This is a genomic window from Gillisella vitis (assembly GCF_021559775.1).
GTDB classification, from domain to species: Bacteria; Pseudomonadota; Alphaproteobacteria; order Rhizobiales; family Rhizobiaceae; genus Allorhizobium; species Allorhizobium ampelinum.
In genome coordinates this window covers 74,294-95,351 of record NZ_CP056047.1, presented here as the reverse complement: position 1 = coordinate 95,351, position 21,058 = coordinate 74,294, and the positions used below count along the sequence as shown (strand labels likewise).

At 58.7% G+C, this 21,058-nt stretch carries 19 protein-coding genes and 1 tRNA gene; 10 read left to right on the top strand and 10 right to left on the bottom strand.

Going from position 1 to position 21,058, the window contains the following annotated elements; genetic code table 11:
- Positions 1-9 precede the first annotated feature (9 nt).
- From AVCG78_RS00460 to AVCG78_RS00450, 3 genes are read left to right on the top strand one after another with little or no spacing between them, the layout of a single operon-like run.
- Positions 10-528, top strand: coding sequence for a TRAP transporter small permease (locus AVCG78_RS00460; RefSeq protein WP_071202629.1), 519 nt, complete (start codon positions 10-12; stop codon positions 526-528).
- Positions 525-1,811: a TRAP transporter large permease gene (locus AVCG78_RS00455; protein WP_071203055.1), complete on the top strand. Its 1,287-nt coding sequence runs from the start codon at positions 525-527 to the stop codon at positions 1,809-1,811. Before AVCG78_RS00460 ends, AVCG78_RS00455 begins: the two co-directional genes overlap by 4 nt.
- The gene (locus AVCG78_RS00450; protein ID WP_234665122.1) at positions 1,811-3,046 is read left to right on the top strand and encodes an aspartate aminotransferase family protein; all 1,236 of its coding nucleotides are present in this window, start codon (positions 1,811-1,813) and stop codon (positions 3,044-3,046) included. The genes AVCG78_RS00455 and AVCG78_RS00450 overlap by 1 nt, the downstream gene beginning before the upstream one ends.
- A 112-nt stretch (positions 3,047-3,158) precedes the next feature.
- On the opposite strand, the gene AVCG78_RS00445 is transcribed toward AVCG78_RS00450, so the two are convergent.
- From AVCG78_RS00445 to AVCG78_RS00405, 9 genes are all read right to left on the bottom strand, one after another.
- Positions 3,159-3,476 carry a hypothetical protein gene (locus tag AVCG78_RS00445; protein WP_015914784.1) on the bottom strand — a complete coding sequence of 106 codons (318 nt, stop codon included), beginning with the start codon at positions 3,474-3,476 and terminating at the stop codon, positions 3,159-3,161.
- A gap of 229 nt (positions 3,477-3,705) precedes the next feature.
- A complete protein-coding gene (locus AVCG78_RS00440; RefSeq protein WP_071202623.1) occupies positions 3,706-5,193 on the bottom strand; it encodes an HAL/PAL/TAL family ammonia-lyase in 1,488 nt (495 codons plus the stop codon).
- A gap of 128 nt (positions 5,194-5,321) precedes the next feature.
- Entirely contained in the window at positions 5,322-6,227 is a 906-nt protein-coding gene (gene hutC, locus AVCG78_RS00435) for a histidine utilization repressor (RefSeq protein ID WP_234665123.1), read from the bottom strand.
- A complete protein-coding gene (locus AVCG78_RS00430; protein ID WP_071202621.1) occupies positions 6,227-7,141 on the bottom strand; it encodes an ABC transporter substrate-binding protein in 915 nt (304 codons plus the stop codon). The genes hutC and AVCG78_RS00430 overlap by 1 nt, the downstream gene beginning before the upstream one ends.
- A 63-nt stretch (positions 7,142-7,204) precedes the next feature.
- Positions 7,205-7,882: an ABC transporter permease gene (locus tag AVCG78_RS00425; protein WP_071202619.1), complete on the bottom strand. Its 678-nt coding sequence runs from the start codon at positions 7,880-7,882 to the stop codon at positions 7,205-7,207.
- Positions 7,879-8,529, bottom strand: a complete 651-nt coding sequence (locus AVCG78_RS00420) for an ABC transporter permease (RefSeq protein ID WP_071202617.1) — start codon at positions 8,527-8,529, stop codon at positions 7,879-7,881. The genes AVCG78_RS00425 and AVCG78_RS00420 overlap by 4 nt, the downstream gene beginning before the upstream one ends.
- Complete coding sequence (locus AVCG78_RS00415) at positions 8,526-9,638, bottom strand: ABC transporter ATP-binding protein (RefSeq protein WP_071202615.1); 1,113 nt, start codon at positions 9,636-9,638, stop codon at positions 8,526-8,528. The genes AVCG78_RS00420 and AVCG78_RS00415 overlap by 4 nt, the downstream gene beginning before the upstream one ends.
- 386 nt (positions 9,639-10,024) lie before the next feature.
- Positions 10,025-10,100: transfer RNA gene (locus AVCG78_RS00410), tRNA-Thr, on the bottom strand.
- Between the two features lie 83 nt (positions 10,101-10,183).
- Positions 10,184-11,149, bottom strand: a complete 966-nt coding sequence (locus tag AVCG78_RS00405) for an NAD(P)H-dependent flavin oxidoreductase (protein WP_071202613.1) — start codon at positions 11,147-11,149, stop codon at positions 10,184-10,186.
- A 312-nt stretch (positions 11,150-11,461) separates the two neighbouring features.
- Between AVCG78_RS00405 and AVCG78_RS00400 the strand changes: the two genes are divergently transcribed.
- On the top strand, positions 11,462-12,730 hold the full coding sequence (locus AVCG78_RS00400) for a hypothetical protein (RefSeq protein WP_071202820.1): 1,269 nt from the start codon (positions 11,462-11,464) through the stop codon (positions 12,728-12,730).
- A 106-nt stretch (positions 12,731-12,836) separates the two neighbouring features.
- Here the strand turns inward: AVCG78_RS00400 and ppk2 are convergent, their stop codons facing one another.
- Complete coding sequence (gene ppk2 / locus AVCG78_RS00395; RefSeq protein WP_071202611.1) at positions 12,837-13,721, bottom strand: polyphosphate kinase 2; 885 nt, start codon at positions 13,719-13,721, stop codon at positions 12,837-12,839.
- 251 nt (positions 13,722-13,972) lie between these two features.
- Between ppk2 and phoR the strand changes: the two genes are divergently transcribed.
- From phoR to phoU, 6 genes are all read left to right on the top strand, one after another.
- A complete protein-coding gene (gene phoR, locus AVCG78_RS00390; RefSeq protein ID WP_071202818.1) occupies positions 13,973-15,190 on the top strand; it encodes a phosphate regulon sensor histidine kinase PhoR in 1,218 nt (405 codons plus the stop codon).
- A gap of 193 nt (positions 15,191-15,383) precedes the next feature.
- On the top strand, positions 15,384-16,409 hold the full coding sequence (locus AVCG78_RS00385; RefSeq protein WP_015914773.1) for a substrate-binding domain-containing protein: 1,026 nt from the start codon (positions 15,384-15,386) through the stop codon (positions 16,407-16,409).
- Positions 16,410-16,536: 127 nt separating this feature from the next.
- Positions 16,537-18,024: a phosphate ABC transporter permease subunit PstC gene (gene pstC, locus AVCG78_RS00380; RefSeq protein WP_015914772.1), complete on the top strand. Its 1,488-nt coding sequence runs from the start codon at positions 16,537-16,539 to the stop codon at positions 18,022-18,024.
- Positions 18,021-19,358, top strand: coding sequence for a phosphate ABC transporter permease PstA (gene pstA, locus AVCG78_RS00375; RefSeq protein ID WP_071202609.1), 1,338 nt, complete (start codon positions 18,021-18,023; stop codon positions 19,356-19,358). Before pstC ends, pstA begins: the two co-directional genes overlap by 4 nt.
- Before the next feature lie 98 nt (positions 19,359-19,456).
- The gene (gene pstB, locus AVCG78_RS00370) at positions 19,457-20,272 is read left to right on the top strand and encodes a phosphate ABC transporter ATP-binding protein PstB (RefSeq protein ID WP_015914770.1); all 816 of its coding nucleotides are present in this window, start codon (positions 19,457-19,459) and stop codon (positions 20,270-20,272) included.
- A 43-nt stretch (positions 20,273-20,315) separates the two neighbouring features.
- A complete protein-coding gene (gene phoU / locus AVCG78_RS00365) occupies positions 20,316-21,023 on the top strand; it encodes a phosphate signaling complex protein PhoU (RefSeq protein WP_015914769.1) in 708 nt (235 codons plus the stop codon).
- Positions 21,024-21,058: the final 35 nt, after the last annotated feature.

Genomic DNA, 21,058 nt, shown 5'->3' with positions numbered 1-21,058 from the left:
GGCCCATCCATGGATCAGTTTTCAGAAAACCCCTCACCCGGCGGGTGGGGGTGGGTGAAGCGCATCTTCGAGTTTGCGGGTGTGCTGGCCTTCATCATTATGTTCGGATCAACGCTGCTTGGCGTGATTGCTCGCTATTTCGGTTTGGGCGGGTTCGAATGGTCTTTCGAAGTCGCAGGGATCGCTTTCATCTGGATCATCTTCATCGGGTTGATCAATGCCGAAGTGCGCGGTGAAAACGTGGCTTTCGAAGCCTTCAAGCACAGCGCCCCGCCCCGTCTGCGGGCCGTATTCGATGCCATCGCCAACCTGGCGCTGCTGACCATGGGACTGGCTTTCGTCATCAGCGGCTGGGCGGTCTGGCAGCGTTCTTGGAAGGTGCCGACATCCGTCTTGCGCATGCCGACCGGCGTGATCACGGCGACCATCCTTATTCTCGGCGTCGCAGCCGTCTGCATTGCGCTCTACCGCCTTTCCCACAGGGTTCGTCCCCTGCCCGGAAAGCCACAGGAAGGATCACTGCGATGACCGTTGCCGTCCTTATCCTCAGCTTTTCGTTTCTGCTGCTGATCGGCGTTCCCATTGCATGGTGCATGGGCGTGGCCAGCCTGCTGACAATCTATGTTGGCCATCTCGGCCTGCCCTTCGCCTGGTTTGCACAGCAGACGATCCGTGGTGCCGATGCCATTACCCTTGCGGCCATTCCTCTGTTTCTCTTTGCCGGGGAATTGATGAACCGTGGCGGCCTGACCACCCGGATCATGCGGGTCGCGGAACATGTTTTCGGTCGCATCACCGGCGGCCTTGGCCTCGTCAATGTTGCAACGGCCCTCGTCTATGGCGGCATCAGCGGCTCGGCGACCGCCGATACCGGCGCTGTCGGATCGATCATGATCCCCGCCATGGCCGAGCGTGGCTATCCGAAAGCCTTTGCCGCAGCCGTCACCGCCGCCTCGGGCACCCTTGGCATTATCGGTCCGCAGAGTGTCATTCTGATCCTCTATGGCGTGCTGACGAACACCTCCATCGGTGGTCTGCTGGTTGCAGCCCTGCTGCCAGGCCTGTTCATCGCGGTGACATTCATGGTCACATCCTACATCGTCGCTAAACGCCATAATTTTCCGCGCAACGAAACACCCGCGCAATGGGGTGAAATTGGCAGGGATGCGCTTGGCGCCCTCCCTGCCCTGCTGATGCCCGTGCTGGTGCTGGGCTCGATCATCGGCGGTATCGCCACAGCCACAGAGGCCTCGGCGCTCGCCGTTGTCTATTCATTCCTGATCGGAATCTTCGTCTATCGTGAGCTTCCGCTGCGTTCGCTCTATTCGGCGGCGTCCGCTGCCGTGGCAACGACAGGCGTAATCATGATGATCATGGCGCTCGCGACACCATTCGGATGGATTCTGACGGTCGAACAGGTGCCAGCCAATGCCGCCGCCTGGATTACCGGGCTGCATACGACACCGCTCGTCACCATCATCCTCGTGCTGGTGTTGTTGAAAGTCGTTGGCTTCTGGCTCGATCTTGGGCCAGCGCTGATCATTCTGGCGCCGATACTGGTTCCTATCGCCCTGGCAGCGGGCATGACGCCTTATCAGACCGGTATTGTCTTCACCATGACGCTCGGCATCGGCCTGTTTACCCCGCCGATCGGCACGAACATCTTCGTCGTCTGCAATGTCGCGAAAATCGACATGTGGTCGGTCTCGAAGTGGCTGGTTCCCTATTGGATTGCCAGCGTGGTTTGTGTTGCGGCGCTTGTCGCTTTCCCCATCCTGACCGAATGGCTTCCAAGCCTGTTTGGAGTTTAATGATGCAACATCTGGTTTGCGGTATATCCAGCGGCGGACGTGAAGTTCCCGATCTGGACGGGAAGAGATTTCTCGTCGCCAATGCACAGGGGCCGTATGTCTGGGACGCAGACGGTCGGCGATATGTCGATACGGCCCTTGGTTTCGGCGCGACGTTTCTCGGACATACCGATCCCGTCGTCACCGAAGCCATCCGCGAAGCCTTGAGCAAAGGCTCGATGCCCGCCTATGCTCACGCCCTTGAAGAGGAAGCGGCAGCAGCCCTTGCTGCCCATAGCCAGGATCTGACCAAGGTCATCTTTCTCAATTCGGGCAGCGAGGCCGTGCATCTGGCGTGCCGGACGGCACGTGCGCTGACCGGGCGGCAAAAAATCGTCAAGATGGCGGCCGGTTATGACGGCTGGTTCGATGACGTGGCTTTCGGCAATGCCGGAGCGCCGGAAGCGAACATGGCGACAAATGATCGGCCATCGAACGGCAATACCTTACTGCTTCGCTTCAACGATCGGCAGGATGTCGAATTGCTGTTTCAGGAATGCGATGATATCGCCGCCATCGTCCTGGAGCCGATGATGGCCAATGCAGGATGTATTCTCGCCGACCCAGGATATCTGCAACACGTCGCCTCGATCGCGCACCAGCATGGCGCGCTGGTGATCATGGACGAAGTGCTGATGGGCTTTCGGCTCTACGGTGGCCTGGCAAGCCATCTGATGGGCATCCGTCCGGATCTTGCCACGGTCGGCAAGGCAATTGGCAACGGCGTTGCTGTTGCAGCTTTGCTGGGCACGCCTGAGGTCATGGCAGCCTTCGAGGACCGCCGCATCAACCGCGCTGGCACCTATAACGGCAATCCGGTCGCCTGCGCGGCCGTGAAAGCGGCGATGAGCGTTATCGATACCGTCGATTACGGCGCACTCGAAAAAGCGGGAACCGACCTTCAGGCGCATGCGATCCATGTCTTCAGCAAAGCAGGCATCGACATCTGTGCGAGCGGCTATGGCACTGTCTTCACACTGTGGCGTGGCAAAAAACCGCCCTCGACCTACCAGGAAGCGGCACAGCTCGCTGACAAGGATTTTACCGCCAAACTTCATACCGAACTGCGGCGCAACGGTGTGATGTCGATGTATAACCAGTTCGGACGGTATTATCTTTCCGCCCGGCATGAGGAGGAAGCACTTGGTCTCTGGGCCGAGGCTTTTGAAAAAGCCGCCAGATCGGTCGCAGCCTGACGGGCCCTGTTGCAGAACTCCTTAAATCAGACTCGATTCAAGGATAAATTAGACAACACATATAAATGGTAGCAGCGCCGTTCGTCTCATGAAACGCATGGCGCTGTAACGGTCAATGAGAATGGGCATGCTGCTCATTATGTTTACGGGTCGCTGCGGCCTTCTTTGCGGAGGCAGATCGTTCCTCCTTGCTTCTTGCAGCAGAAGCCTTGCCGCCTTTACGTCCACCCTTTTCCGAGGATGCATGGCTTTCGGGGTGGCCCCGACCTGAACCTGACTTGTTGCCGCCACCGCTTTCTTTGTTCACCGTCGCCCAAGCGCGGCTTTGCGCTTCCTTTTCGGGTACGCCACGATTTTCGTAACTTTCTTCGATATGTTCGGCCTTGCGTTTTTGCTTGTCGGTGTAAGCGGATTTGTCACCACGGGGCATGAAACATCTCCTTTTGCTGATTTGAAAAAATAACCGCGCTGGATGTCGTAAAGTTCCGAAATGATGTCGACATGAGCGCAAACAGCCAAAATCCCCGTCGGAGCGATTGGAGCGGACTGGTCGCAGACCAGGCGGGCCGAGTGGCAACAGACGAAGGATGGCTATGTCTTTCAAACACACTGCCGATTTCAAGCACAGGACAAATCCGGCAATGCAAAAGCCATTTGCCTCAATGCGGTGGAGCCTGCTCTCTCAAGAGGGCGCGAACCTTTTCAATGTCTCCGGAAAGTGGCCGGTCGTCTGAATAGGGTGGGAGGTGCTCGCGAACCATGCTGTAGAGCGCATTGGTTCCCGCTGCTCGCTGCCCGGCATCTGCGAGGAAATCATGGGCCTGCGCGCCGGCCATCCATTCAATCGCCAGAATATACTCGACATTGTCGATGACCGCGAGCAGCTTGTTGGCGGCTGCCGTGGGATGGGCCAGGAAATCCTCCTGCAGGCCGGAGGTCAAACCGCCATCGGTAGAAGCTGGGGCCGCAAGGCGGCGATTGTCGCCGACAAGAGCCGCCGCCGTATATTGAGCGATCATAAAGCCGGAATGGCTTCCGGCATCGGTGGCGAGGAAGGGCGGTAAGCCACTCACCAACGGATTGACGAGCCGATCGATCCGACGTTCACTCATGGCTGCGATCTGCGCAATGGCAATCGCCAGACTATCGGCTGCCTGACCCAGCGCCGGGGCGACAGCATGGGCCTGCGATGAAATGATGGGTTGTTCTGGCGTCCCCAGGATCGCGGGATTATCCGTGGCCGAGGCAAGTTCACGATCAACGATCACCGCGCACGAATCGAAGACGTCACGCGCGGCACCGTGGGCATGTGGCACGGCCCGCAAGCTTAGGGCATCCTGGGTCCGCCTGCCGCACGCGGCAGCAATCAGTCCGCTGCCCTGAAGCCTGGCCCGAAGCGCTGCCCCGACAGCCGCGATACCCTTTGAAGGACGCAGGGCGAGAACAGCTTCATTGAAGGCATCCATCTGGCACCCAGCCGCTTCAAGCGTCAGAGCCGCGATAGCATCCGCCCAGTCGAGCAGATGCGCGGCGCGGGCCAGCGCCACACTGGACAGACCGGTTGCACATGCCGTGCCGTTGACGAGGCTCAGCCCTTCCTTGGCGCCCAGCACCAGCGGTTGAAGACCGATCTGAGCCAAAGCATCCCGCCCGCTGAGAGGACGGCCACCGACGCGCGCTTGCCCCTCACCGATCAGCACAAGCCCGGTATGGGCGTTGTGGGTCAGATAACCGGCAGACCCCCGCGACGGAACGTCGGGAATGCAATCCCGCTCTAAAAACGTCAACAGATGCGAGACGATATCGCGCCGGACACCGGAATGGCCGTGGGCGAAATTGGCGATCTGAGCCGCCATGATAGCCCGCACCTCACGCGCATCCAGCAACGGACCGATGCCACAGGCATGGCTGAGGACAATCCCGCGTGACAGCCGGCCCTGCGTAGCGCGATCGACAACCGTATCCGAGAGGGCGCCGATACCGGTCGTGATGCCATAGGCGCGGACACCGCTTTCCACGATACGCTCCAGGATCTGGCTTGCCCGATCGATGCGTCGATAGGCATTGTCGGAGAGGGAAAGTGCCTCACCCTCGCCGACACGCGCAACAGCGCGCCAATCCAGCCCGTCATCAAGAACAACGCTCATGAAATTCTCCTGAAGGGTATGGGCCGTGATGCAACGATGGACAAAGGCGTTTCTCCATTCTTGGAACCAGCCGGTCTTGAAACCAAGATGCCTTGAAATCAGTCAGAGCGCGGCATTTGGGCAGGGCCTCACGTGCTGCTGTAAAGACGATAGCGGCTGCCGGGATAGAGCAAGCGGACAGAAGAAACGATGCCCTCAGCCGACCATGTACGGCGGCGCACAAGCAGGCATGGTTCGGACTTCTGGATCGCCAAAAGCTTGCACTCCCAGGCCTGCGCATTGACCGATTCGATATGCTGCTCCGCCTTGACGATCGGCGCGACCTCCGTCAGGTAGCCATTTGGCGTGACGGCATTGAAATCCTGATACAGATAATCAGGCGCGCAGCCGGGATTGACGAAACGATCCTCGATCTGCATCGGAAGTCCATCTTCGGCATGCATGATAATCGAATGCGCCACCGGGTCTGCGGGTGATACGCCCAGAGCTTCGGCAAGTTCCTCGCCACAGGCTTCCATCTGAAGCAGGATCACCCTTGCGCTATGAATGCCACCGTTGCGACGGATCTCATCAGCAATGTTGGGCACGCTCTGAAACTGCGAAGTTCGTTTCCTGGTCGCCACAAAGGAGCCTTTGCCGCGCAGGCGCACCACAAGCCCTTCGTCCGCCAGTTCACGCAGAGCGCGATTGGCCGTCATCCGGCTCACCCCGAGAATGTCGACCAACTCGTTTTCCGATGGAACGCGCTGGCCGATCTTCCACTCACCGGTTTCGACACGGCTGCGAACATAGTCTTTCAATTTGACATAAAGCGGCGTGGCGGAGAGCAACGTGGCAGGAGGGTGGCCCTCCTGCCCGATCTCCGCATCTTTCTGGACCAGAGGCATCACGTTCCCGGAAAAATTCTGTGTCACGATCCATAACCATGAAGTCGTCGATAGGCATACATATCTGGATATCAGGCGCCCGGTCGCTGGTAGGCCCCGGGCGTTGGCAGGCAAACAGCGGATACAGCTCGCCTGCCAACCCCACATCAGTTCAGCTTGTGTTGCGCAAGCCAGTCGCCGGCGACCACATCGAAACTGTCATGATTGCCCAGACGGCCGTTCATAACAACGAGATCCTTTGTGGTCAGGGCGGCTGATACTGCATCGAGCGTCTTTGTCACGGTCTCACTGACTTTCGCAGTGGCGATCACAGGAACCACATTCTGGGCAGGAAAGAGGTTCTTGACATCTTCCAGCATGACCAGATCGTTCGTCGCGATGGCAGGATCGGTCGAAAACAGGTTTGCGGCCTGTATCTGACCATTGACGAGTGCCGACAACGTCAGCGGGCCACCGACATCAAGCGCCTTCAACGACTTGAACTCCAGCCCATAGACCTCCCTCAGGCCGATAATGCCTTCCTTGCGCGTCTTCCATTCCGGGGGACCGCCGAGCACGAATTCGGAAGCAACCGGGGCGAGATCGGCAATCGTCTTCAGTTTGTATTTCTCGGCTGTCGCGCGTGTCACCGCAACGCCGTCCGAATCCTGCGCCGCTGACGGTGTCAGCATCGACACGCCCTTCGGCAGGGCAGCCTTGAGGGCCGCCGCCACATCGTCTGGCGTATGGGCTGTGGCTTTCTTGTCGAGATAGCTCAATGCCGCGCCCGCATATTCCGGCAGGAGATCGATTGATCCGTCGAGCAAGGCTGGCATATAGACCTCGCGGCTTCCGATGTTCAATTTTGTCTCAACCTTAATCCCCTTGGCGGCTAGGGCCTTGGCGTAGAGTGTCGCCAGAAGCTGGCTCTCGGGGAAATCGGCAGAACCGATGATAATCGTCTTGGTATCGGTTCTCTCAGTAGGGGGAGCCGCCAGCGGATCGCCTGCAGCAAGCCCTGATGCGGCTGAAAGGGTCATGAGCGCGAAAGCGCTGACGGCAGTGATGATCCTGAATGCCATGCGAGCTTCTCCTGTGTTGCTTACCGAGACATAGGGTGAAAAGTCGTTATTGCATCGTCAGCGCTACCGTTTCAGGCGGCGCGTCAGTCCGGGCGAGACGGTGAACCTCGATATAACGCCGATCAAAAGATCGACCGTCAGCGCAAGCGCACCGACAAGAACGGCGCCTGCCGCCATCTGGTAATAATCGTGCTGCGCCCGGCCATCGATAATAAGACGCCCCAAGCCGCCAAGGGAGACATAAGCGGCAATCGTTGCGGTTGAGATAATCTGAAGCGTTGCACTGCGCAGGCCGGAAAAAATCAGCGGCAGCGCGCAAGGCAGCTCGACATCAAACAGGATATCAAGCGGGCGCTTACCCATGCCGCGTGCCGCATCGACCGCCGCCGGGTCCACCGCCGCGATACCGGCATAGCTGCCGGTCATGATTGGCGGTACAGCCAGAAGCACCAGCACGATGAGGCTCGGCACGATAAACGCCATGTCGGACGAGAAGACCGGGCCGAACAGGATCACCAGGAGAACAATAAGGCCAAGGCTCGGAAGGGATCGCAACGCATTGGCGAGACCGGCGATGAACACCACGCCGCGCCCGGTATGCCCCACATAAAGCCCGACGGGCAAGCCGATCAGGCAGGCCAGCAAAAGTGCGGCGCCGCTATAGGCCAGATGCTGGATGACCAGAGCAATAACGCCACCGTCTCCGGTCCAATGGGCGGGATCTGAAAACCAGTCGATCATCGCAGCCCCCTCTCCGGCTGCCATGGTGTCAAGCGATGCGCGATGAACAGCACAAGCCCATCCAGAAGCGCTGCCAGAACCACGCAGAGCACGATGCCCGCAATGATCGGGGTCAGGAATTGCAGCTGGAGGCCTTGCGTAAAGAGAAGGCCCAGCTGTGGCGTGCCGACCAGAGCGGCGACAGAAACGATGCTGACATTCGACACCACGGCAACCCGCAATCCGGCCGCGATGACCGGAACAGCCAGCGGCAATTCCACCGTCAGAAGGCGTGCTGCGCGGCGGTAGCCCATGGCATTGGCGGCCTGAAGGACATCAGGAGAAATTGAATCCAGGCCGTCGCTGACCGTGCGCACCAGAAGCGCCAAGGCATACACCGTCAACGCAACGACGACATTCAAAGGATCGAGGATCCGCGTGCCAAGCACGAGCGGCAACAGAACGAACAGCGCCAGCGACGGAATTGTATAGAGAAGTCCGGCGGCACCCAGCAGAGTGGAGCGAAACACACCGGCACGCTGGGCAAACCAGCCGAGCGGCAGAGCCAGAAGCAGGCCGATCAAAACCGGGATGACGGAAAGCGAGAGATGCCAGATGAACAGCTCGGCGATCCGCCCGGACTCATTATAGAGCCAATCGAACCTCATGGCTGCATTCCAAACTGGCCGGCACGCGCCCCCTCAATGGCCGCAACCACATTCGACAGCGTGACCGTACCGACGAGTTCGCCCGATGCACTTACAACAACGCCGCGGCCTGAAGGCGAACTGAGCGCAGCATCGAGCAAATGGCGAAGACTGCTGCCTTCGGGTGCCAGCGTCCCGCTGAGATTGAGATCACCCTCGCGCAAAGGCTGTTGAAGTCCCTGCGCATCGGCCCAGCCGATGGGTCGGTTCGCGGCATCGGTCACAAGAACCCAACGGTCCGTGGCAGCATGGCGAAGGGCTTCCGGGGTTGCGCCAAGCGCTGCCGTCGGTTCAACCCCAAGAGGGACCGTGCTGCCGAATTCGGCGAAACTCAGGAAGCGGTAGCCTCGATCCCGACCAATGAAGTCCGCCACGAAGGCATCCGCCGGTCGCGCCAGTAGTTCCTGCGGTGTTGCGATCTGCGCAAGCGTCCCCCCGGAGCGCAGCACCGCCACTTGATCCCCGAGTTTCAGGGCCTCGTCGATGTCATGGGTGACCATGATAATCGTTTTGCCGATGTCACGCTGAAGACGGAGAAACTCATCCTGCAACTGGCCGCGCACGACCGGATCGACGGCGCTGAACGGTTCGTCCATCAACATGAACTTGGGATCGGAGGCCAGCGCCCGAGCCACGCCGACACGCTGCTGCTGTCCGCCCGAAAGCTGCCAGGGATAGCGATCGGCAAAAGCGCTGGTCAAGCCAACGCGCTCCAACAGCTCATGTGCAGTCCGAAGCGCCTGCTGTTTCGGCGCACCGTTCAGACGCGCCGTGGTCGCGATGTTCTGTACAACGGTGCGATGGGGGAAGAGACCGGCATGCTGGATGACATAACCAATTCGGCGCCGCAACAAAGCAACATCCATCCGACCGGTTTGTTCGCCATCCAGCAGAATAGATCCGGACGACGGCGTAATCAGCCTGTTGATCATCCGCAGAGACGTTGTCTTGCCGCAGCCGGAAGGGCCAACCAGAATGGTCAGCTTACCAGTGGGAGCCACCAGCGAAAGACTGTTAACGGCAGTTGTTGCGTCGCCGTAATGCTTGCTGACTTGGTCGAATGTTATCATGCAATCCCCTGCGGTCAGTGGCTGCGCATTCACATCTGACGTAAGCGGTCAGTGACGAAGTTGTCTATACAATCATGGGAAAATCACTTTCGCAAGATGGCTAAAATATATTATTAGGACACCTTTACTGTAGCAGTTACTGACATAGATCAGAGGATCTGAGCTCCAATCGCCTCCACCCGGCAATCTTTTTCTGAGCGTAGTGTAGACCAGCACGCCTGGAGTCATGAGGCTGACGCACCAGGTTCGGTGCGGACACTGCCGAGGTAACGCCGCCTGTCGAAATCTCCTCAATCAATTGAAATCGAGAGACATTTAAGCAGACATAAATTCTGGGAGACCTTGGGGAGCTATCGTTTTCGACCGCAAATTCAAGTGAATTTAAGTGGTGCCGCTTGCAGGACTCGAACCTGCGACCCCATCATTACGAATGATGTGCTCTACCACCTGAGCTAAAGCGGCACGCGAGGCCGAAGATCAGCCTGCGATGTGTGCGGGTGGATACAGGCAAACATTGCAGATTTCAAGATGCCTTTTGGTATCCGTTACACTTTTCCGCAGATCCTGTCTCGGGCGGCGCGATATTCCGTGTCCAGTCGATCGACCAGCGCGGCAACGGGTTCCACGGCCTTGATGGCACCGATGCCTTGGCCGCAGCCCCAGATGTCCTTCCACGCTTTGGCGCCGGTGACGGCGCTGCCGAAATCCATCTTGCTGGGATCGGCTTCCGGCAATTTGTCCGGGTCCAGGCCCGAGGCAACAATGGATGAGCGCAGGTAATTGCCGTGAATGCCGGTAAAATAGTTAGAGTAGACGATATCGGTGGCGCTGGCCTCAACGAGAGCCTGCTTGTAGGCATCCGGCGCCCGCGCCTCTTGCGTGGCAATGAAGGGCGAACCGATATAGGCCATGTCGGCACCGGCTGCTTGAGCGGCAAGAATGGCGCCGCCGGTCGAGATCGAACCGGCAAGCAGCAGCGGCCCATCGAACCATTCGCGGATTTCCTGTAGGAGCGCGAAGGGTGATAGCGTTCCCGCATGACCACCAGCCCCAGCGGCAACCGCGATCAGGCCGTCGGCGCCCTTGCGGATCGCCGAATGGGCATGGCGATTGTTGATCACGTCATGCAGCACGATACCGCCGTAAGAATGGATCGCGGCATTCACCTCCGGCACGGCGCCCAGCGAAGAGATGACGATCGGTACCTTGTATTTGACGCACATGCCCAGGTCGTGCTCAAGCCGTTTGTTGGAGCCGTGGACGATCTGGTTGACGGCGAACGGCGCAGCCGGATGCTCGGGATGGGCGCGATCATGGGCGGCAAGCTCCTGGGTAATCTCATCCAGCCATTCGTCCAACTGCGCTTCCGGCCGGGCGTTCAACGCCGGAAAGGCGCCAACCACACCCGCCTTGCACTGCGCCAATGTCAGACGCGGATGCGAAATGATGAACAAAGGCGATGCAATCACCGGCAGTCTGAGGTGACGAGACAAGATATCTGGAAGAGCCATTTGGGCCTCGAAAAATTGACGTTCGCGTAAACGTCAAAAGATTAGCAGACCTGTCGCCGGTTGAAAAGAGCAGAGCAGTTTGTCCACCAAGCTGAGAAGACCTAGATGTTGATCCGGCTAACAGCGGCAGCCGCACTTGCTCCAGAACCATCGCAAGCCGCTCGCCAGGCTTTATAATGATGTTTTTCCACTATCGATCTGTCGGGGGATGGGCTGTGGGCTTGCGGTTTGCCTAGTCTCCGATTACCGATTCAAGGGAAGAAGAATGCCCGATACATTTCGTCGCGGGCCATGAATGTGGAAAGGTCTCGCGTGAGCGGATTGGAAACGGCCATCAGAAGCGCCCTCGACCGGTCGGAGCGATCGCGGGCTGAAGTTCGGGCCAGAATTTACCAGTCTGCGCGCCAGGCTCTGGAAGCAGGTCTCAAGAAGCAGAATGTCAACGATCCGGAGACCGTGGCCGAGCAGCGCCATCGGTTGGAAGCGACCATTCATGCGATCGAGCAGCAGGAGCGGGCACGGCTGAAAGCAGAAGCCGCCGTTGAGCCTGTGTTACGCGCTCCGGTTCCGCCGCCCACGTCGCCACCTCTCTCAACATCAACGCCGCCAAGAGGTCCCTTGCCATCGGCACCAGCCGATACAAACGTTCCCGGCGACGATTCAGCCTCGCTGTCCTTCGGCGTCGATCGAGATCACGGGCGGCCTGCCGAACCAAGCCTCGACCTTGATGATGTACGGGCCGAACGGCATGACCGGGCGGATCCGGCAGGCATGTCGAGTTTTGCTTCGTTTTCGGCCCGGCCAAAGAGTGCAGAGCCAGAGAGCGCGGAAGACGAGTATGACGAGGAGCCTGTCCGTGGCATGCGGGCGGAGCCCGTTGCAAAGCCACGCCGTCGCCGGGGCGTTCTGTCGCGCCTGCTGATTTCCGTCACCCTTCTGTCTTCCATCGGCATTGCGGCCTGGTGGGTCTATTCCACCGGCCTGTTGCTGTCTCCTGACCAGCGGCAGACGGGCGCGCCCTCACCGACGCCGACTGTGTCGTCGGAAGACTTCAATGGCGACCAGCCCACCGATCAATCCGGCGGCGAAGCGGCAAACGAGCCAAAGACAATCGATCCGCAACGCGGTTTTTCCAATGATTGGATAGAAGCCTTCCAGCCCGGCGACGCCTCGAAAATCAAGGCAAGGCCAAATGCCACGGCGGATGTAGTCGGCGCCAGCGATGGCCAGGCTGTCCATATCGTTTCACGCAGCACCGACATGGATGGGACGGCCGCCATCGAAATCGCGCCTGACCTGTTGCGTCAAATGGCTGGAGGAACCTCGACCATTGCCCTGACTGTACAGTCTTTTGGTGAAAAACCGGTTCAGTTCTCGCTGAGTTGCGCATTCGATCGTCTGGGCGACTGCGCCCGTCACAGATTCACAGCCAATCCGGAAAAAGCCGACCTGTTGTTTCGAGTGACCCTGCCGAACGGCATCGCTCCCAACGCGCCTGGGCAGCTTCTGATCAACGCCGATATCAGCGGTCAGGGCAACGGTATCAATCTTTATGCTGTGCGTGTTCTTCCCGGCAAGTGATGGCGGTGGCAGTATCGTTATCTCGAACGAAACCCGAAAAGATACTGCCGCACGCCAAATCTGCTGAATGTCCGCTTGAAAAACACCCTGCGGACAACGTCCGCCGTCAGAGAATATCCGGCGCCTCTGCGACGATCTTTTTGTCAATCTCGCCGATCGCCTTTATGTCGCGCCCTTCATAGTCAAGGGAAAGCAGCATATGCCTTATGACATTGAGGTGAGCCCGGCGCTTGTCATTGGCCTTGGCTACAATCCATGGGGCGTGCTTGGTATGGGTTTCCTTCAGCATCCGGTCGCGTTTTTCGGTATAATCGCCCCATTTATCCAGGGCGGCAATGTCCATGGGCGACAGTTTCCAGACCTTCAGCGGATCGTGACGGCGGTCATGAAATCGCTTGATCTGCATTTCCTGGCCGATATCGAGCCAGAATTTGAAGAAGTAAATGCCCTCCTGCCCGATCAGCTTTTCAAACCGTGGCGCCTGTTCCAGGAAATGCTCGTATTGGTCGGGCGTGCAAAAGCCCATGACCGGCTCCACAACTGCTCGATTGTACCATGAACGGTCGAACAACGACATGTCGCCGCCGCCCGGAAAATGGGTGATATAGCGCTGAAAATACCATTGACCGAGTTCCGTTTCTGATGGCTTGGTCAAGGCGACATTGTGGACCGATCGAGGATTCATATATTCGAGAATGGAGTGGATCGTGCCGCCTTTGCCAGCCGCATCTCGCCCCTCGAACAGGGCCATCACCCGTTTGCGGGTCGATTGCAGCCAATACTGCACCTTAACCAGTTCGATCTGGAGTTTTTTCAACTCCTCCTCATAGACCTCTCTTTTCAACTTCTTGTCATAGGGATGACCGCCAGAGCTCAGCGCTTCCTTTTCAACCCAGTCCGGCAGAACCGGATCGTCGATATCAAAGGCGCGCAATTCACCCCTGATCCGCAAAGTTACGCCACGACTGCCTGCCTGCTGCTCATCACCCATTCCATTCTCCCTGTCGCCGCACTGTCTGATTTGAGTATATTGACCATGAAACTGTCAAAATCTTCAACAACCTGTTTGAAACGTGGGAGTGCGACGCTTCGTTCCCGTCCGTGCGTTGACATTCATTCGTGCGTAGGCGGTAAAAACCTGTCATGCAACAGGAATAGGGTATCTCTCCAGCCCACCCATACCGCCGCCGGAGGTTTTCATTGAAGCAGTTATTTCCATCCTGGCGGCGCTTTGGCGAGCGATTGCGCGACCGCTGGGATTTTATCCTCCTGGCGATCCTGGTCTCCGGCTCGTCGGTGTTGGCCGGTGCCGATAGCGAGTTCGGCGTCGTCCTGCTGCTCTTTTCGCTGATGGTCATCCTGCTCTATAAGGGCGCAGAAGACAAAGATCCGCCGGTGCATTTCCCTGTGGCAGCCTCGCCTGTCTTGCCGCATGGCGAGGAAGTCGAGGGGCTTGTGCAGGCGACGATCGCGGCGATCGACCTGCCCTGCGTGGTCTTCGGCTCGGATGGAGGCGTGGTCTTCCAGAACGGCGCCGCCGAAAAGGCGTTTGGCAAACTGGAAACCGGCGTGCATATTTCTGCCCGTTGGCGGTCACCCGGCATTCTCGATATGGTGCGCGAGACCGTCGGCAATGGCTTGCCCAACCAGATCGAACATTCCGAGGTGCTGCCCTCCGAGCGGGTCTTCGCGGTGCGGGTCGCGCCCCTGTCCCTACCGCAACTGAAGCGGGATTCTGCCCTTTTCGTCATGACGTTTCGCGATATTTCGGAACTGCGCCGGATCGACAGAATGCGTTCGGATTTCGTCGCCAATGCCAGCCACGAACTGCGCACGCCGCTTGCCTCTTTACGCGGTTTCATCGAGACCCTGCTCGGCCCCGCCCGCAACGACCTGAAGGCGCAAGAGCGCTTTCTGGGCATCATGCTGGATCAGGCCAACCGGATGAGCCGGCTGGTGGACGATCTGCTGTCCCTGTCGCGGCTGGAGTTGAAAGCCCATCTGGCGCCTGACCAGAAAGTGTCGCTCCAGCCCGTTCTAAGCCATGTGCGGGACAGCCTGACCCCTCTCGCCGCAGAGCTGGATGTGGATCTGCGCCTGCATCTGCCACAGGAGAGCATCGAGGTCACGGGCGACCGCGACGAACTGATCCAGGTTTTCGAAAACCTGATCGAAAATGCCTGTAAATATGGCCAGGAAGGCAAGCAGGTGGACGTCTTTCTACGCCAGAAAACAAGCGGCGTGGAAGTCAGCGTGGTGGACAAGGGGCCGGGCGTGCCTGCCGAGGATGTCCCGCGCCTGACGGAACGCTTTTACCGTGTCAGTGTTGCCGATAGCCGCTCCAAGAAAGGAACCGGCCTGGGGCTTGCCATCGTCAAGCATATCCTGACCCGCCACCGCGCGCGGCTGATCATCCGCTCTGAACTAGGCCAGGGGACCGACTTTACCGTCCGATTTTGACAGATTTCGCGTCTCTTTTTAACTCTTGGAATATTTATATAGATATATCAAATAGTTGAACTGTCACAAATGTTTCACCCAACTGACATAAAAGCAAAGCCTGTCGGGGCTTAAGAACAAGCCGCCGGAGCACGGCGATTGTAAGCGACAGACGCTTGCATCCCACACGAAAGCTCATTCTCGGGAGAGATAAATGAATATGCTGAAATTGTCCGTAGCGGCTCTGGTCGCCTCAGTCGCCTTTGCTGGCGCCGCCGCTGCGCGTGATCAGGTCCAGATCGCTGGTTCCTCCACCGTTCTTCCCTATGCCAAGATCGTTGCTGAAACCTTTGGCGAGACCTTTACCAAGTTCAAGACCCCGGTCGTTGAATCCGGCGGCACCGGCGCTGGCCTGAAGGAATTCTGCAAGGGCGTTGGTCCGGAAACCATCGATATCGCCAATGCATCGCGTCCGATCAACAAGTCCGAAGCCGAAGCCTGTAAGGCTGCTGGCGTGACCGACATCCAGGAAGTCAAGTTCGGCTATGACGGCATCGTTTTCGCCGTCGACAGCTCCAACAAGGACCTGGCTCTGGTGCCGACCGACCTTTACAAGGGTCTGGCTGCTGAAGTCGTGGTTGACGGCAAGCTTGTTGCCAACCCCTACAAGAAGTGGTCGGAAGTCAACAAGAGCCTGCCGGACACCGATATCATGGCGTTCATTCCGGGCGAAAAGCACGGAACGCGCGAAGTGTTCGAAGTCAACGTCCTCCAGCAGGGCTGCAAGGACGCCGGTGCTCTTGACGTCATCAAGGCTGCCGTTGGCGAAAAGGATGCCCCTAAGAAGTGCATCGCCGTGCGTAAGGATGGCAAGGCTGTCGATATCGACGGCGATTACAGCGAAACGCTGGCCCGCATCGCTGCCAACAAGACCGCCATTGGCGTATTTGGCCTGTCCTTCTATGAAAACAATGCCGACAAGCTGAAGGTTGCCACCGTTTCCGGCGTCAAGCCTTCGGTTGAGACCGTTGCCACTGGCAAATACCCGGTTTCGCGTCCGTTGTTCTTCTACGTCAAGAAGGCCCATCTCGGCGTTATCCCTGGCATGAAGGAATATGTCGACTTCTTCCTGTCCGAGCAGATGATCGGCACTGACGGCCCGCTGGCCAATTACGGCCTGGTTCCGGCTCCCGACAAGGAGCGCGAAGAGTTCCGCGCCAAGTTCACCGCTGGCAAGTAAGACTTTGAGGCTGGCGCGGACACTGTCTGCGCCAGCCTCATCATGATGTTGCGGTTGATGTTTATTGATGACGTAACATGCGGCCCAGCCCTTGGCGGCAGGGCGTGGAGAGGCCGGGGATGGTAGAATGAGTACGTCAATCCTAATTTTTATCGTCATAGCTATCGGGATCATCGGCTACCTGCTGGGCTCGTCAAGGGCACAGTCGCTCGCGCAAGGCCGCGCGTCTGCCCTGCATTCCCGCTATGGCTATCATGGCAGTTTTGTTTCTATTCTGGCAGTTGTACCCGCCTTCCTGGTGCTGGGTCTCTGGATGGCGATTGCGCCATCGCTGATCGAAACGCGTGTACGCGATGCGATGCCCGATGCGGTCAAGGCACAGGCCGGAGCCACCCAGAACCTCAATTACGGCACCATCGGTGCAATCGCTCGTGGCCTGAAAAGCCTTGACGACGACCAATTGGCCAAGTTGAAAAGCGCAGATGCCACGACTGCCCGCACAATGCTGGCCGAACAAGGCGTACCGCTGGCCGGCGAGCCTGAGCCCTACATGATCGTGGCTGCCGAGGCCTTGAACGGCATGCGCGCCATCAACGACCTGGCGCTGACCATCGTGGTAATCGCCACCTCGCTCGCAGGCGCCCTGTTCGGGCTTCGGTTGATCGCGCCACGCTTTCGCGCCCGCAACCGGGTGGAGCAAGCCATTCAGGCAGCCTTGGTCATCTGCTCTTCCATCGCCATCTTGACGACAGTCGGCATCATCATGTCGATGCTGACGGAAGCCACCCACTTCTTCCGGGAGGTTCCGGCCTGGCGGTTCTTCTTCGGCACGGTCTGGGATCCTCGCTTTGCCGCTGCTGGCGCCACCGATACCGGCGGCCAGTTCGGATTGATCCCGCTTCTGCTCGGCACACTCTATATCGGCGTGGTCGCCATGCTGTTTGCCGTGCCCGTCGGTCTGTTTGCTGCCATCTACATGGCCGAATATGCCTCGCCACGGCTGCGCTCGATCACCAAGCCACTGCTGGAAGTGCTGGCCGGTATTCCGACCATCGTCTACGGCTTCTTCGCGCTGACCTCGGTCGGTCCGTTCCTGCGGGATATCTCCGCCAAGATCAACGGCATCGCCACCGGCGATTTCGTCAGCTTCATCCAGGCACAGAGCGTGCTGACGGCAGGCTTCGTGATGGGGATCATGCTGATCCCCTATGTCTCCTCCCTGTCGGACGACATCATCACCGCCGTGCCACGCTCGCTCCGGGATGGTTCGCTTGGCCTGGGCGCCACGCGGTCAGAAACGGTCAAGCGGGTGATCCTGCCGGCAGCACTTCCGGGTATTGTCGGCGCGCTGCTGATGACGGCATCGCGTGCTATCGGCGAAACCATGATCGTGGTGCTGGCCGCAGGCGTTGCCGCGCGCATCCAGCTTAATCCTTTCGAGCCGATGACAACGGTCACCGTCAAGATCGTCAATCAGTTGACCGGCGACCTTGAATTCACCTCGCCGCAAACGCTGGTAGCCTTCGCGCTGGGTATTACCCTGTTTGCCATCACGCTTTGCCTTAATATCTATGCGCTTTACATCGTGCGCAAATACCGGGAGCAGTACGAATGAGCGAGACCCTCTCCCCCGCTGCGGCAGGCCACGGCGCTGGCGCCCTTGCCCCTGTATCGCGTCCTCGCCGGGATATCGGCATCAAGCGTCGCTACGCCGCTGAGCGCCGTTTCCGGGCCTATGGCATTGTCGCCATCAGCTTCGGTTTGCTGTTCTTGCTGCTACTGCTCACGTCGGTGGTTTCCAAAGGCTACACAGCCTTCTTGCAGACAACGATCACCGTTCCGGTTGAGTTTAGCGAGAAGCTGATCGATCCCAGCAACCAGCGCGCCACCAATCCCGATGTTTTGGTTGCGGCAAATTATCCGGTTCTGGTGCGCAATGCGCTGGCGGCAAAACTGAAGATCGATACGTCAAACCGTCCGGCGATGAAGCAATTGACCGAGATGGTGTCCGACAATGTCCGCGTCCAATTGCGCAACATGGTCGTTGCCGATCCGTCGCTTGTCGGCAAGACGGTTCCGGTTTCGGTCCTGGCCAGTGCCACAATCGATACGGCCTTCAAGGGGCAATTCGACCTGACGGTCGATGAAAGCAGCCGTAAGATTTCCGACCAGCAGATCGGCTGGATGAATGCGCTGGCTGAAAGCGGCGCGCTGGCCAAGTCCTTCAATACCGGTATTTTCGTCAACGGCGCATCCAGCCGCCCGGAAGCCGCAGGTGTTGGCGTGGCCTTGATCGGTACTGCCTATATGATGCTGACCGTGTTGATCCTGGCTCTGCCGATCGGCGTGGCAACCTCGATCTATCTTGAGGAATTTGCCCCGAAGAACCGTTGGACCGACCTGATCGAGGTCAATATCAACAATCTCGCAGCCGTTCCCTCTATCGTCTTCGGCCTGCTGGGCCTGGCGGTGTTCATCAACTTCGCCGGTCTGCCGCGCTCGGCCTCGCTGGTCGGTGGCCTGGTGCTCACCTTGATGACCCTGCCGACGATCATCATCGCCACCCGCGCAGCCTTGAAAGCCGTGCCGCCGTCGATCCGCGCTGCGGCGCTCGGTCTTGGCGCATCCAAGATGCAGACCGTGTTCCATCACGTCCTGCCGCTCGCCATGCCCGGCGTGTTGACTGGCACGATTATCGGCCTTGCCCATGCATTGGGCGAGACCGCACCGCTGCTTCTGATTGGCATGGTGGCTTTCGTGGCGGATTATCCAGGCACACCGCTCGATCCGTCCACGGCGCTGCCGGTGCAGATCTATATGTGGGCCAATGAAGCCGAGCGCGCTTTCGTGGAGCGGACGTCCGGTGCCATCATCATTCTGCTGATTTTCCTGCTGATCATGAATGTTGGTGCCATCCTGCTGCGCAGGCGGTTTGAGCGGCGGTGGTAGAAACCAGCTGAACCACGGTCCTGGGCGATAACGTCCAGGAAAGTTCGTCGCGGCTTTCGCCAAGCAATTGCGAAAAGAAAGGCCGGAGGAGTAAGAATATGAACATGATGTCTGAATCAGCAGTTGAAAAGGCCTTGGATCAGAAGATGACCGAAGTGAACACCAAGATGGTCGGCAAGGATGTGTCCGTTTACTACGGTGAAAAGCGCGCCCTGTTCGACGTGAACCTGAATGTCCGCGAAAATACCGTCACGGCGCTGATCGGTCCTTCGGGTTGCGGCAAGTCTACGTTCTTGCGGACGCTGAACCGCATGAACGACACCATCGATCATTGCCGGGTCACCGGCCTTATCACCCTCGACGGCATGGATATCTACGATCCATCTATCGACGTTGTCGAGCTTCGCGCCCGCGTCGGCATGGTATTCCAGAAGCCGAACCCGTTCCCCAAGTCGATCTACGAGAACATTGCCTACGGCCCGCGCATCCATGGTCTCGCCCGCAACAAGGCAGACATGGACCAGATCGTCGAAAAGAGCCTTCAGCGCGCCGGTCTTTGGAACGAAGCAAAGGATCGCCTACAGGAGCCGGGAACGGGCCTTTCCGGCGGACAGCAGCAGCGTCTGTGCATTGCCCGCGCCATTGCCGTCAGCCCGGAAGTCATCCTGATGGACGAGCCCTGCTCGGCCCTGGACCCGATTGCGACGGCCAAGGTAGAAGAACTGATCCACGAATTGCGGGCCAATTTCACCATCGTCATCGTCACGCATTCGATGCAGCAGGCCGCTCGTGTGTCCCAGCGCACGGCAATGTTCCATCTCGGCCAGTTGGTCGAGGAAAACGATACCGACAAGATGTTCACCAACCCGGACGACCAGCGGACCCAGGACTATATCATGGGCCGGTTCGGCTGATCCGACGGTTGATTGAAAATGCATCTTTTTAAAGGATCAGAACATGACAGCGCATATCTACACCGCCTTTGACGAGGAACTGAAATATCTAATGCGCCGCATTTCGGAAATGGGCGGTCTGGCCGAGCAGATGGTGGGTGAATCCGTTCGCGCGCTGGTCAATTCCGATGCCGCCCTCGCCCAGAAGGTGATCTCCGACGACGTGATCATGGACAATGCCGAGCGCGAAGTGGGTGACAAAGCGATCGTCACCATCGCAAAACGTCAGCCCATGGCCGCCGATCTGCGCGAAATCATCGGTGCGCTCAGGATTGCCTCGGATCTGGAGCGCGTTGGCGATCTCGGCAAGAACAATGCCAAGCGGGTCATGGCCGTGCAAGGCACCGGCGTGCCGCGCAAGCTGGCCCGCGGCATCGAGCATCTTTCGGAACTGGCGATGACCCAGCTCAAGGAAGTGCTGGATGTCTACACCACCCGCTCGGCGGAAAAGGCCAAGTCGATCCGCGACCGCGATGAGGAGATTGATGCGATCTACACCTCGCTGTTTCGCGAATTGCTGACCTATATGATGGAAGATCCGCGCAACATCACCACCTGCACGCACCTTCTGTTCTGCGCCAAGAATATCGAGCGCATCGGCGACCATGCCACCAATATCGCCGAGACCATCTATTACATGGCCACTGGCGCACAGCCCGAGGGTGAGCGCCCGAAGGACGACACGACGACCGCTTTCGGGGTCGCCGATTGAGATGACAATGCGAGGATGTTGACCCATCCCCGCAT